The sequence below is a fragment of the Pseudomonas inefficax genome (assembly GCF_900277125.1).
In the GTDB taxonomy this organism is placed as follows: domain Bacteria; phylum Pseudomonadota; class Gammaproteobacteria; order Pseudomonadales; family Pseudomonadaceae; genus Aquipseudomonas; species Aquipseudomonas inefficax.
Window position 1 is genome coordinate 324,349 of sequence record NZ_OPYN01000207.1, and the last position, 12,281, is coordinate 336,629.

Consider the following 12,281-nt stretch of genomic DNA (forward strand, 5'->3'; position numbering starts at 1 on the left):
CTTGGCTCAGTTCGAAAGGCGCGGCAGCAGCAGATCCTTCAGATCGGTCAGCTTGCCATGGAAGAAGTGTCCGCATTCTGCCACTTTCAGCAGCTCATGGGGGCGCGACAGGCTGTCAGACCAATCGTAAACCAGCTGCGGCGCGACCACTTCGTCAGCGTCCGGCTGCACCACGGTGATCGGGCAGCGCTGTGGCACCGGGTCTTCCGGCGTCAGGCGCATTACCGCCGGGGCGATCATGAACAGCTGCTGCAGCTCTACTCCAGTGGCCTCCAGGCGGCCTGCCAGGCTGGTGGCGACGAAGCCGCCGAACGAGAAGCCCATCAGTACCAGCGGCAGGCCCAGATGTTTTTCGCGCAGCCAGGCCGCAGCGGCCTCGGCATCGGCCACCTCGCCAGCGCCCATGTCATGGCTGCCGGCGCTCTGGCCGACGCCACGGTAGTTGAACCGCAGGGTCACGTAGCCTGCGTCGCGGGCGGTGCGTTGCAGGGTCGAGACTACCTTGTTGAGCATGGTGCCACCCTGGACCGGGTTGGGGTGGCAGATCAGCACCGCGCCACGTGCATTGGCCACGTCCAGGTACAAGGCTTCCAGCTGGCCGCTGGGGCCATCGATGAACAAGGGGGTTTCGCGGACAAGCAAGGCACTACTCCGTGACCTCGGGAGGGGTCGATTCGTCTAGGTGAGGAATTCTGTTCTGATTTGCGATCGCTCGCGGTATACAGCGCAGGTCTGAGCCGTTAACGTAAAGCAAAGCCGTTTATAGAGGAAGGACTCGTGGAACTCTCGCTCCTTGTTTGGTTGTTGCCGACCCTGGCCCTGGTCATCGGCGTCGTGGTCGGTTTCGTCGTCGCTCGCCTGCTGCCCAACGCTGCGCCGAGCAGCACCCAGCGCCAGCTGGATGACATCCAGAAGCGTTTCGACAGCTACCAGAACGAAGTGGTCACCCACTTCAACAGCACCGCCGTGCTGGTCAAGAAACTGACCCAGAGCTACCAGGACGTCCAGGATCACCTGGCCGAAGGCGCCAACAGCCTGGCCCTTGATGACGTTACTCGCCAACGCCTGCTGGCGGCCCTGCATTCCGAGGGCGCGCAAGGCCCGCGCGACCGCCTGACCCCGCCGAAGGACACCGCCGAAGTGCCACGCGACTACGCGCCGAAAGCGCCGAACTCGCCGGGCATGCTCGACGAGAGCTACGGGCTCAAGCGCTGACCTGCCGAACATGACAAAGGCCTCGCTAGAGGCCTTTTTTGTGGGCTGGATTCACTGGCCTCTTCGCGGGCACGCCCGCTCCCACAGGTATTCCACAGATTTCAAATGCTGTGGTGTACCTGTGGGAGCGGGCGTGCCCGCGAAGAGGCCAGCCCAGGCCACCTAGCTGCAAGCCTGCAACGCCTGCTCGACATCCGCCAGCAGGTCCTCCACATCCTCGAGCCCCACCGACAACCGCACCAACCCTTCCGATATCCCGTGATGCGCCCGCTCCTGCGGGGTATAGCTGGAATGGGTCATGCTCGCCGGGTGCTGCGCCAGCGACTCGGCATCGCCCAGGCTAACCGCGCGGGCGAACAGCTGTAACGCGTTCATGAAGCGCCGGCCAGCCTCGATACCACCCTTTAGCTCGAAGCCAATCATCCCGCCCGGCAAACGCATCTGCCGCTGCGCCACCTCGTACTGGGCAAACGACGGCAACCCTGGGTAGTGAATCAGCTCCACCTGCGGCTGCCGTGCCAGAAACTCGGCCACCTGCAGGGCATTGGCGCAATGGCGGTCCATGCGCAGGGCCAAGGTCTTGATCCCGCGCATCAGCAGCGCCGCATCGTGGGGCGACAGCACCGCCCCGGTCATGTCCTTCAGCCCTTCCAGGCGAATGCGGTCGACCAGCGCCTTGCGCCCGATCACCAGGCCGGCAGTGATATCACCGTGGCCGCTGAGGTACTTGGTCGCCGAATGCACCACCAGGTCCGCCCCCAACTCCAGCGGCCGCTGCAGGTAGGGCGTGCAATAGGTGTTATCGACCACCACATGCACATCATGCCCGCGCACCGCCTCGGCCACCGCGGCGATATCCACCAGTTGCATGTTGGGGTTGGCCGGCGTCTCAAAGTAGATCATTCGCGTTTTGCCGTTGATCGCCGCTTTCAGGGCCTTGGCATCGTTCAGGTCGACATGACGAATCTTCACACCGAACTCGCCAATGCCATGGTGCAGGAAGGCAAAGGTGCAGCCGTACAACGTGCGCCCGACGATCAACTCATCGCCGGGGCGCAGCAAGGTCCAGATCGTCGAGGTGATGGCGCCCATGCCCGACGCCAATGCCAACCCCGCCTCACCGCCCTCCAGCGAGGCCATGCGCTGTTCCAGCAGGGCCAGGGTAGGGTTGGAGATACGGCTGTAGAAATGCCCCGGTTCTTCTCCGGCGAAGCATGCAGCGCCATATTCCACAGTAGGGAAGGCGTAGGTGGCGGTCTGGTACACCGGCGGCACCAGGGCGCCACCGTGAGAAAGCGGGTCGTAGCCATGGTGAATGGCCCGCGTGGAAAAACCGGTGTTGTTATGGGAGTCGCGCATGGCAACAGCCTCTTGTGGTTTGTTATAAGCTTATGCCACCGAGCTGCCCGATTTTTTCCAAAATTGCCCACGCATCTGCGTGCTTGCTGGAACAAAAACAATAATTACCGGACCAGGAGGGCAAAACATGCCTTCAAGCCTCGACCGAACCGACCGCGCCCTGCTCGCCGCCCTGCAGGACAACGCCCGCCTTACCGTTGCTGAACTCGCCGACCAGGTAGCGCTGACCACCTCGCCGTGCTGGCGACGGGTCAAGTTGCTGGAGGACAACGGCTACATCACCGGCTACCAGGCCATCCTCTCGCCCAAGTCGCTGGGGTTTGGCGTGACCGCGTTCGTCAGCATCATGATGGACTCGCACACCAAGGACATGGCGCTGGCGTTCGAGCGACGGCTGATGGAGATTCCCGAGATTGTCGCCTGCCACAACATTTCCGGGCGCTATGACTTCCTGCTGGAGATCCTCGCGCGGGACCTGGAGTCGTTCGGCGAGTTCACCCGCGAAGTGTTGCAGCGGTTGCCGGGGGTGAAGGAGATCTACTCGAGTTTTTCCTACAAGGCGGTGAAGGAGCGGCGGGTGATACCCGTGTCCGAAAAGCATATCTAAGCCCCGCCACGGCGGGGCCTTCAATACTAGTGCGAGCCCCCTGGGTTTTCCAAAGCGGTGATGCGGCGATCCAATTCACGAACCGACTCGATCAAAGGCACTACCAGCTTTTCGTAATCCACTGTCAGCAACCCGTCTTTTTCATGCACCAACTCCGGATACACCTTCTGCACCTCTTGGGCGAGCACAGCAATGTCGTCCCTGCCGGACTCTTTCCACTTCATCCGTACCCCATGAATTTTCAACAGGGTATCGGTGGAGCCCAGCAGCTCTGTGATATCGGTCTTCAGCCGAGCATCGCTGAATGGGCAACACTTTGCCCCAAGATCGGCGTTTGCCGTACCCGATAATCCAGCAGCCAATACCAGCGTACATGCCGCCAAATGATGAGAAAATTTCACCGCTAGACCTCCTTAGTTGTCAGAGCATCTAGAGTGAACGGCGGGCTTCCTACCCAACAGTCCGTTTTTTCGCCCACCATCGTAGGAAAAGGCGGCGCAACACGTAGGGCGAAGCGCAGAAAGCGGCCAAACCATACAAGGTACGCTGTCCTTCAGGGTCTACGTGCACGGCAAGATGCCAATAAAAAACCCCGCCGAAGCGGGGTTTTCCTTGCTGGCTAGCGCTTAGATCGCGCCACGCTGACGCAGCACATCCAGTACCAGCTTCACGCCTTCGTCGACGCTGACCGACTGGGTGTCGATCACAAGGTCGGCGTCCAGCGGCACATCGTACGGGAAGCTTTCGCCCGGGATGTTGTCGCCACCGGCAGCGTACAGGCCTTGCGGGTCACGCTCACGGCAAGCCAGCGGCGAGGCCTGGACGTAAACGGTCACCAGGCGCTCCTTGCCGATCAACGCCTTGGCCTGTTCGCGGCCTTCGGCATCCGGGGCCACGAACGCGGCCAGGGTCAGCAGGCCGGCTTCGTTGAACTGGCGCGCCACATGGGCGGCGCGGCGCCAGTTCTCGGTGCGGCCGGCGCGGTCCTGTGGCAGGCCCTTGTTCAGGTCGTGGCGCAGGTTCTGGCCGTCGAGCACGTACACCGCACGGCCCATGTCGAACAGCTTGCGCTCCACGGCGTAGGCCAGAGTGCTCTTGCCAGCGCCGGACAGGCCGCTGAACAGCACGGTGGCAGGCTGCTGGCCGAAGCGCAGGGCGCGCTCTTCGGTGGCCACATGGCACAGCTTGCCATGATGACCGGTGCTGCCGTGCGGCAGGACTGGCGGGGCGATGATCATGCCGGCACCGACAGTGCCGTTGGTCAGCCGGTCGATGACGATGAACGCACCGGTGGTGCGGTTGCTGTCGTAACCGTCCAGGGCGATCGAGGCGTCCAGGGACACCTTCACGCGGCCGATCTCGTTCAGTTGCAGCGCGCTCGCGGCGCCCTGCTCCAAGGTGTTCACATCGACCTTATGGGTGATGCTGGCAATCGAGCCCGGCACGTAGCTGGTGGCGCGCTTGATGTCGTATTTCTTGCCCGGAAGCATCGGCTCCTCGGCCATCCATACCAGCATGGCGTCGAACTGGTCGGTTACAGGCGGGACGTTGTCGGCATGCACCAGCAGGTCGCCACGGGAGATGTCGATCTCGTCTTCCATGGTCAGGGTCACGGCCTGGCCAGGGCCCGCGTTTTCCAGCTCGCCTTCGTAGGTGACGATGGACTTGACGCGGCTGCTCTTGCCCGACGGCAGCACGACGATTTCGTCGCCCTTGTGCACCACGCCGCTGGCGATGGTGCCGGCGAAGCCACGGAAGTTCAGGTTCGGACGGTTGACGTACTGCACCGGGAAGCGCAGGTCGGTGAAGTTGCGGTCGGCCGAAACTTCGACGGTTTCGAGGATTTCCATCAGCGTCGGGCCGGCGTACCACGGCGAACGCTCGCTGTGGTTGACCACGTTGTCGCCCTTGAGCGCCGACATCGGCACGAAGTGCAGGCTGCTCGGGGTCAGGTTGATGGCTTCGGCGAACTTCAGGTAGTCGGCCTTGATCGACTCGAAGACGTCCTGATCGAAGCCCTTGAGGTCCATCTTGTTGACCGCGACCACGATGTGCTTGATGCCCAGCAACGAGGCAATGTAGCTGTGGCGGCGGGTCTGCGTCTGCACGCCGTAGCGGGCGTCGACCAGGATGATCGCCAGGTCGCAGGTGGACGCACCAGTGGCCATGTTGCGGGTGTACTGCTCGTGGCCCGGGGTGTCGGCAATGATGAACTTGCGCTTGGCGGTGGAGAAATAGCGGTAGGCGACATCGATGGTGATGCCCTGCTCGCGCTCGGCCTGCAGGCCGTCGACCAGCAGCGCCAGGTCGACTTCCTCGCCGGTGGTGCCGACTTTCTTCGAATCACGGGTGATGGCCTCGAGGTGGTCCTCGTAGATCATCTTCGAGTCATGCAGCAGGCGCCCGATCAGGGTGCTCTTGCCGTCATCCACGTTACCGCAGGTGAGGAAACGCAGCAGTTCTTTACGCTCGTGCTGAGCCAGATAAGCGAGGATGTCTTCGCTGATCAAATCGGATTGGTGCGACATGGAGTAACCCTGAAAATTAGAAGTAGCCCTGACGTTTCTTGTCTTCCATGGAACCGGCGCCATCGTGGTCGATGACCCGGCCCTGGCGCTCGGAAGTGCGCGTCAGGAGCATTTCCTGAATGATGTCGGTGAGCGTTTCGGCTTCCGACTCGACAGCACCCGTCAACGGGTAGCAGCCAAGGGTACGGAAACGCACCTTCTTCTTGACGATGCGGGCTTTCTCTTCCTCGGAGAGGTGCTCGAGAATGCGCTCGTCGTCGATCATGATCAGGGTGCCATTCTTCTCGATTACTTCACGCTCGGCGGCGAAGTACAGCGGCACGATCGGGATGCCTTCGAGGTAGATGTACTGCCAGATGTCCAGCTCGGTCCAGTTCGACAGCGGGAAGACGCGGATCGACTCGCCCTTGTTGACCTTGCCGTTGTACACGTTCCACAGCTCGGGGCGCTGGTTCTTCGGGTCCCAGCGGTGCTTGCTGTCACGGAACGAATACACGCGCTCCTTGGCCCGCGACTTCTCTTCGTCGCGGCGCGCACCACCAAAGGCGGCATCGAAACCGTGCTTGTCCAGCGCCTGCTTCAGGCCCTGGGTCTTCATGATGTCGGTGTGCTTGGAGCTGCCATGGGTGAACGGGTTGATGCCCTGCGCCACACCCTCGGGGTTGACGTGGGTGATCAGCTCCAGGCCCATTTCCTCGACCATCTTGTCGCGGAAGCTGTACATCTCCTGGAATTTCCACTGGGTGTCGACGTGCATCACCGGGAACGGCAGCTTGCCCGGGAAGAAGGCCTTGCGCGCCAGGTGCAGCATCACGGCGGAATCCTTGCCGATCGAGTACAGCATCACCGGGTTGTCGAACTCGGCGGCCACCTCGCGGATGATGTGGATGCTCTCCGCCTCCAGCTGTTTCAAGTGCGTCAGTTTGTCGACCATGGCTACTCACGAAAAACGATCTTATGGACGGCCTGCGGGCCGTGTTCGAGCGAGCCACTTTATCACAGCGGCTTCTTCTATTTAGGAGGCTGGCTAGATCGAAAGAGTCTAACGATATGACTGCGGGTTTGGGCTGGCAGGCCTGGCCCTTTCGCGGGTAAACCCGCTCCCACATGACCGGTATAGGCCTCTGGACAATGACCAGGATCTGTAGGAGCAGCCTTGTGCTGCGAAGAGGCCATTACTGCCAAAAAGCTCTTTTTGCCTCACTGGCCTCTTCGCAGCACAAGGCTGCTCCTACAGGGAACCGCCAGGCCTGGGATCAGCGGAGAAGGCGATACCGATCTCAGATCGGATTCGGGCAATCGATGAACAGGTGTTCCACGGCAAACCGCCGTGCCAGGTAATCACCCAGCGCCTGCACCCCATAGCGCTCGGTGGCATGGTGCCCGGCGGCAATGAAGCTGACGCCATTCTCGCGGGCGCTGTGGTAGGTCTGCTCCGATGCCTCGCCCGTCAGGTAAAGATCCACCCCGGCCGCGATCGCCGTGTCGATGTAGCCCTGCCCGCCCCCGGTGCACCAGCCGACCCGTCGGATCATCTGCTCACCTTCGACCAGCAGAGGCTCACGCCCCAGCACCTCACGCACCCGCCGGGCGAAGTCGCCGGCGGTCATCGGCTCGGCCAGCGAGCCGACCAGCCCGACCACCTTGGGGTTCTCCGGATCCAGCGGCCCTTCGACGGTGATGTCCAGCTGCCGCGCCAGTTGCACGTTATTGCCCACATCCGGGTGCACATCCAGCGGCAGGTGGAACGCCAGCAGACTGATGTCGTTGTTCAACAGGGTCTTCAGCCGGCGCTGCCGGATGCCGGTGACGCACGGGTTCTCACCCTTCCAGAAGTAGCCATGGTGCACCAGCACCAGGTCGGCCTCGGCCTCGACTGCCGCATCCAGCAACGCCTGGCTGGCGGTAACGCCGCTGACGATGCGGCTGACCTGCGGCCGGCCTTCGACCTGCAAGCCATTGGGGCAATAATCCTGGATCTTCGCGCTGCCCAGGTAACGCTCGGCTTCCTCGACCAGGGTGTTCAGAGCGACAGCCATGAAAATCTCCTCGAAATCTGCGTTTTTCTCGGGCACAACGCCCATGCAACGCCCGTATAATGCCGGCCATTATGGGCCGTCGCCGGCACTGGGGGAACCGGTGTATGATCGCGCGCGCTCATGCCCCACCGCACGGTCACCGTCCCCGGCTCTTTCCAGGATTCATTCATGTTCAAGGCTTTGCGTTATTTTGGCTGGCCCCTGCTTACCGGCGTACTGATCGCCATGCTGATCATCCAGCGCTTCCCGGAATGGGTCGGCCTGCCCAGCCAGGACGTCAATCTGCAGCAGGCGCCGCAGACCTCGCGGATCATGCAGGGCCCGGTATCCTACGCCGACGCCGTGACCCTGGCCGCCCCGGCGGTGGTCAACCTGTACACCACCAAGGTGGTGAACAAGAGCGCCCACCCGCTGTTCGAAGACCCGCAGTTCCGCCGCTTTTTCGGTGACAACCTGCCCAAGCAGCGCCGCTGGGAGTCGAGCCTGGGCTCGGCGGTGATCATGAGTCCCGAGGGTTACCTGCTGACCAACAACCACGTCACCAGCGGCGCCGACCAGATCGTCGTGGCCCTGAAGGATGGCCGCGAGACCTTGGCCCGGGTCATCGGCAGCGACCCGGAAACCGACCTGGCGGTGCTGAAGATCGACCTGAAGAGCCTGCCGGCGATCACCATCGGCCGCTCCGACACCATTCACATCGGCGACGTGTCGCTGGCCATCGGCAACCCGTTCGGGGTCGGCCAGACCGTGACAATGGGCATCATCAGCGCCACGGGCCGCAACCAGCTGGGCCTGAACAACTACGAGGATTTCATCCAGACCGACGCGGCGATCAACCCGGGTAACTCCGGCGGTGCGCTGGTGGATGCCAACGGCAACCTGATCGGCATTAACACGGCGATCTTCTCCAAGTCCGGCGGTTCGCAGGGTATCGGTTTCGCCATCCCGGTGAAACTGGCACTGGAGGTGATGAAGTCGATCATCGAGCACGGCCAGGTGATCCGTGGCTGGCTGGGCATCGAAGTACAGCCGCTGAGCCAGGAACTGGCCGAATCGTTCGGCATGAAGGACCGCCCGGGCATCGTGGTGGCGGGTATCTTCCGCGAAGGGCCGGCGGCAAAGGCTGGGCTGCAGCTGGGTGACGTGATCCTGAGCATCAACGGCGAGCCGGCCGGTGACGGGCGCAAGTCGATGAACCAGGTGGCGCGGATCAAGCCCAACGAGAAGATCACCATCGAGGTGATGCGCAATGGGCAGCAGTTGAAGCTGATCGCCGAGGTGGGCCTGCGGCCGCCACCGGCGCCGGCAGTGGCCAAGGAAGAGAAGTAACGCTTCGATCGGGTGTCTGGGGCTGCTTCGCAGCCCATTCGCAGCACAAGGCTGCTCCTACAGGAGATCGCATTTCCCTTGTAGGAGCAGCCTTGTGCTGCGAATGGGCCGCGAAGCGGCCTCTACAGCATCAATGCAGGATCTGGCTCAGGAACAACTTGGTCCGGTCACTGCGCGGCCGGTCGAAGAAGTCATCCGGCGCCGCCTGCTCGACGATCTCGCCCTTGTCCATGAAGATCACCCGGTTCGCCACAGTCCGGGCAAAGCCCATCTCGTGGGTCACGCAGAGCATGGTCATGCCATCCTCGGCCAGGCCCACCATGGTATCGAGCACTTCCTTGACCATTTCCGGGTCCAGCGCCGAGGTCGGTTCGTCGAACAGCATGATCTTCGGCTTCATGCACAACGCGCGGGCAATCGCCACACGCTGCTGCTGGCCACCGGACAACTGCCCCGGGTACTTGTGCGCCTGCTCAGGGATACGCACCCGCTCCAGGTAGTGCATGGCGATTTCCTCGGCCTTGCGCCGTGGCATCTTGCGCACCCACATCGGTGCCAAGGTGCAGTTCTCCAGAATGCTCAGGTGCGGGAACAGGTTGAAGTGCTGGAACACCATGCCGACTTCACGGCGAATGGCCTCGATCTGCTTGAGGTCATTGGTAAGCTCCACACCATCGACCACTATGCGCCCCTGCTGGTGCTCTTCCAGGCGGTTGAGGCAACGGATGGTGGTGGACTTGCCGGAGCCGGACGGCCCGCAAAGCACGATGCGCTCGCCCTGGCGCACGTTCAGGTTGATGTCCTTGAGCACATGGAACTGGCCGTACCACTTGTTCACGCCCTGCATCTGGATGATGCCTTCGGGGCTGGCAGGCTGCTTGATCGCTTCACTCATTTCGAAACTCCTAACGCTTGTGGCCAGTGTCCAGCTTGCGCTCCAGGTGCATGGAGTAGCGGGACATACCGAAACAGAAAATCCAGAACACCAGGGCGGCGAACACGTAGCCCTCGGTAGCCATGCCCAGCCAGGCCGGGTCGGCGGCGGCTTGCTTGACGCTGTTCAGCAGGTCGAACAGGCCGATGATGATCACCAGGCTGGTGTCCTTGAACAGGGCAATGAAGGTGTTGACGATGCCGGGGATCACCAGCTTCAGCGCCTGCGGCAGAATCACCAAGCCCATCGCCCGCCAGTAGCCGAGGCCCATGGCCGCGGCGGCTTCGTACTGGCCCTTGGGGATGGCCTGCAGGCCCCCGCGCACCACCTCGGCGATGTACGCCGACTGGAACAGGATCACGCCGATCATGGCCCGCAGTAGCTTGTCGAAGCTCATGCCTTCGGGCAGGAACAGCGGCAGCATCACCGACGACATGAACAGCACGGTGATCAGCGGCACGCCGCGCCAGAACTCGATGAAGGTCACGCAGACCACCTTCACCGCCGGCATCCGCGAACGCCGGCCAAGGGCCAGCAAAATCCCCAGTGGCAAGGCGCCGACGATACCCACGGTGGCAATCACCAGGGTCAGCATCAGCCCGCCCCACTGGCTGGTCGGTACGTTTTCCAGGCCCAGTACGCCGCCGTGCAGCAGGGTGTAGGCCAACAGCGGGTACAGCACCAGGAAGCCCAGGCCATAGAAGGCCTTGCGCGGGAAACGCTTGATGAACAACGGCGCGGCGCCAAGCACGGCAAGCCACACGGTCAGGTCCACGCGCCAGCGCAACTCGGCCGGGTAGTAGCCGTACATGAACTGGCCAAAGCGCTGCTGCACGAACACCCAGCAGGCGCCTTCCTTGGTGCAGTCGGCGCGGGTGGTGCCGACCCAGTTGGCGTCAAGCAACGCCCACTGCAGCAACGGTGGCACGATCAGCCACACCAGGTAGATGGCAAACAGGGTCAGCAGCGTATTGAGCCAGCTGGAGAACAGATTGGCACGCATCCATGCGAGCACGCCGACGGTTTTCACCGGTGGCGGCATGTCGGGTTTGAAAACATGGGCATTCACAGGCGTATCCTCACCGCTCGATCAGCGCAATGCGCTTGTTGTACCAGTTCATCAGCAGCGAAATGCTGATGCTGATGGCGAGATAGACACTCATGGTGATGGCGATCACCTCGATGGCCTGACCGGTCTGGTTGAGCACGGTACCGGCGAACAGCGAGACCATCTCCGGATAGCCGATACCGGCTGCCAGCGACGAGTTCTTCGCCAGGTTCAGGTACTGGCTGGTCAGCGGCGGAATGATCACCCGCAGTGCCTGGGGAATGATCACCTTGCGCAGGGTCGGGCCCTCGCGCAGGCCCAGCGAGCGCGCGGCCTCGGTCTGGCCATGGCTGACCGAACGGATACCGGAACGCACGATCTCGGCGATGAACGCAGCGGTGTAGATGGTCAACGCCAGAGTCAGCGCCAGCAGCTCGGGGATCAGTACCCAGCCACCGACGAAGTTGAATCCTTTCAATTGCGGCACTTCCCAGTGCACCGGGCTGCCGAACAGCAGTGCGCAAACGCCCGGAATGGCGATGAACAGCGCCAGCCCCACCCAGAACTTGTGGAACGGCACGCCGGTCTCGTCGAAGCGCTTGTTGGCAAAGCGCACCATGGTCACGATGGCCAGCAGCGCCAGGGCCAGGGCCACGACGAACGGCCAGAAGCCTTCGGCCATGGACGCGCCGGGCATGTTCAGGCCACGGTTGCTGATGAAGAAGGTGTCGTCGATATTGATACTGCCCCGCGGTCCCGGCAGGGTCAGAAACACGGCGAAGTACCAGAACAGGATCTGCAACAACGGCGGGATGTTGCGGAAGGTTTCCACATACACGGTCGCCAGCTTGTTGATCATCCAGTTCGGCGACAACCGCGCCACACCGATGATGAAGCCGAGGATTGTCGCCAGCACCACGCCGATGAAGGTCACCAGCAGGGTGTTGAGCAGGCCGATGACGAACACCCGCGCATAACTGTCGGATTCCACGTAGGGGATCAGATGCTGGGCGATGCCGAAGCCGGCACTGCGGTCGAGGAAGTCGAAGCCCGAGGTGATGCCCCGGTGTTGCAGGTTGGTTTGCGTGTTGTGGAACAGATACCAGCCCAGACCCACCACGAAGACTATCGTGAGAATCTGGAACAGCCACGCGCGCACACGTGGATCGCTCAGGGATAAACCCTTTTGTGCGCCGATTCGATTTTGCATGAAGTGCCCCGG

The 12,281-nt window shown here is 62.3% G+C and carries 12 protein-coding genes; 3 read left to right on the forward strand and 9 right to left on the reverse strand.

Annotated features, from left to right (window positions below):
• Positions 1-6: 6 nt before the first annotated feature.
• Positions 7-642, reverse strand: coding sequence for an alpha/beta hydrolase (locus JV551A3_RS26540; protein WP_133975296.1), 636 nt, complete (start codon positions 640-642; stop codon positions 7-9).
• A 135-nt stretch (positions 643-777) separates the two neighbouring features.
• Here JV551A3_RS26540 and JV551A3_RS26545 point away from each other — a divergent pair, with 135 nt between their 5' ends.
• Positions 778-1,215 carry a Z-ring associated ZapG family protein gene (locus JV551A3_RS26545; RefSeq protein WP_085626500.1) on the forward strand — a complete coding sequence of 146 codons (438 nt, stop codon included), beginning with the start codon at positions 778-780 and terminating at the stop codon, positions 1,213-1,215.
• A gap of 162 nt (positions 1,216-1,377) precedes the next feature.
• Here JV551A3_RS26545 and JV551A3_RS26550 read toward each other — a convergent pair whose 3' ends face one another.
• On the reverse strand, positions 1,378-2,574 hold the full coding sequence (locus tag JV551A3_RS26550) for a methionine gamma-lyase (protein WP_133975298.1): 1,197 nt from the start codon (positions 2,572-2,574) through the stop codon (positions 1,378-1,380).
• A 127-nt stretch (positions 2,575-2,701) separates the two neighbouring features.
• Here JV551A3_RS26550 and JV551A3_RS26555 point away from each other — a divergent pair, with 127 nt between their 5' ends.
• Positions 2,702-3,181 (forward strand): Lrp/AsnC family transcriptional regulator, encoded by a 480-nt coding sequence (locus tag JV551A3_RS26555; protein WP_085626497.1) that lies wholly within the window; start codon positions 2,702-2,704, stop codon positions 3,179-3,181.
• 26 nt (positions 3,182-3,207) lie between these two features.
• Here JV551A3_RS26555 and JV551A3_RS26560 read toward each other — a convergent pair whose 3' ends face one another.
• The 4 genes from JV551A3_RS26560 to JV551A3_RS26575 all read right to left on the reverse strand — a co-directional run bounded on the left by JV551A3_RS26560 (position 3,208) and on the right by JV551A3_RS26575 (position 7,748).
• Positions 3,208-3,582: a tail fiber domain-containing protein gene (locus JV551A3_RS26560; RefSeq protein ID WP_133975300.1), complete on the reverse strand. Its 375-nt coding sequence runs from the start codon at positions 3,580-3,582 to the stop codon at positions 3,208-3,210.
• A 225-nt stretch (positions 3,583-3,807) separates the two neighbouring features.
• Complete coding sequence (gene cysN / locus JV551A3_RS26565; protein ID WP_133975302.1) at positions 3,808-5,709, reverse strand: sulfate adenylyltransferase subunit CysN; 1,902 nt, start codon at positions 5,707-5,709, stop codon at positions 3,808-3,810.
• A 16-nt stretch (positions 5,710-5,725) separates the two neighbouring features.
• Positions 5,726-6,643, reverse strand: a complete 918-nt coding sequence (gene cysD, locus JV551A3_RS26570) for a sulfate adenylyltransferase subunit CysD (protein WP_003251799.1) — start codon at positions 6,641-6,643, stop codon at positions 5,726-5,728.
• Between the two features lie 346 nt (positions 6,644-6,989).
• Positions 6,990-7,748 (reverse strand): Nif3-like dinuclear metal center hexameric protein, encoded by a 759-nt coding sequence (locus JV551A3_RS26575; RefSeq protein WP_133975304.1) that lies wholly within the window; start codon positions 7,746-7,748, stop codon positions 6,990-6,992.
• Between the two features lie 168 nt (positions 7,749-7,916).
• Here JV551A3_RS26575 and algW point away from each other — a divergent pair, with 168 nt between their 5' ends.
• Positions 7,917-9,077, forward strand: a complete 1,161-nt coding sequence (gene algW / locus JV551A3_RS26580) for a Do family serine endopeptidase AlgW (RefSeq protein ID WP_112250273.1) — start codon at positions 7,917-7,919, stop codon at positions 9,075-9,077.
• 130 nt (positions 9,078-9,207) lie between these two features.
• Here algW and JV551A3_RS26585 read toward each other — a convergent pair whose 3' ends face one another.
• From JV551A3_RS26585 to JV551A3_RS26595, 3 genes are read right to left on the reverse strand one after another with little or no spacing between them, the layout of a single operon-like run.
• The gene (locus JV551A3_RS26585) at positions 9,208-9,972 is read right to left on the reverse strand and encodes an amino acid ABC transporter ATP-binding protein (protein WP_133975306.1); all 765 of its coding nucleotides are present in this window, start codon (positions 9,970-9,972) and stop codon (positions 9,208-9,210) included.
• A gap of 10 nt (positions 9,973-9,982) precedes the next feature.
• Positions 9,983-11,080: an amino acid ABC transporter permease gene (locus tag JV551A3_RS26590; protein ID WP_133975308.1), complete on the reverse strand. Its 1,098-nt coding sequence runs from the start codon at positions 11,078-11,080 to the stop codon at positions 9,983-9,985.
• Between the two features lie 10 nt (positions 11,081-11,090).
• Positions 11,091-12,269 (reverse strand): amino acid ABC transporter permease, encoded by a 1,179-nt coding sequence (locus tag JV551A3_RS26595; protein ID WP_133975310.1) that lies wholly within the window; start codon positions 12,267-12,269, stop codon positions 11,091-11,093.
• Positions 12,270-12,281 lie beyond the last annotated feature (12 nt).

Excerpts from the sequence above, each read along its gene's own strand:
- JV551A3_RS26585 (WP_133975306.1), bottom strand. The coding sequence starts at position 9,972 with ATGAGTGAAGCGATCAAGCAGCCTGCCAGCCCCGAAGGCATCATCCAG.
- cysN (WP_133975302.1), bottom strand. The coding sequence starts at position 5,709 with ATGTCGCACCAATCCGATTTGATCAGCGAAGACATCCTCGCTTATCTG.
- algW (WP_112250273.1), top strand. The coding sequence starts at position 7,917 with ATGTTCAAGGCTTTGCGTTATTTTGGCTGGCCCCTGCTTACCGGCGTA.
- JV551A3_RS26555 (WP_085626497.1), top strand. The coding sequence starts at position 2,702 with ATGCCTTCAAGCCTCGACCGAACCGACCGCGCCCTGCTCGCCGCCCTG.
- cysD (WP_003251799.1), bottom strand. The coding sequence starts at position 6,643 with ATGGTCGACAAACTGACGCACTTGAAACAGCTGGAGGCGGAGAGCATC.
- JV551A3_RS26595 (WP_133975310.1), bottom strand. The coding sequence starts at position 12,269 with ATGCAAAATCGAATCGGCGCACAAAAGGGTTTATCCCTGAGCGATCCA.
- JV551A3_RS26575 (WP_133975304.1), bottom strand. The coding sequence starts at position 7,748 with ATGGCTGTCGCTCTGAACACCCTGGTCGAGGAAGCCGAGCGTTACCTG.
- JV551A3_RS26550 (WP_133975298.1), bottom strand. The coding sequence starts at position 2,574 with ATGCGCGACTCCCATAACAACACCGGTTTTTCCACGCGGGCCATTCAC.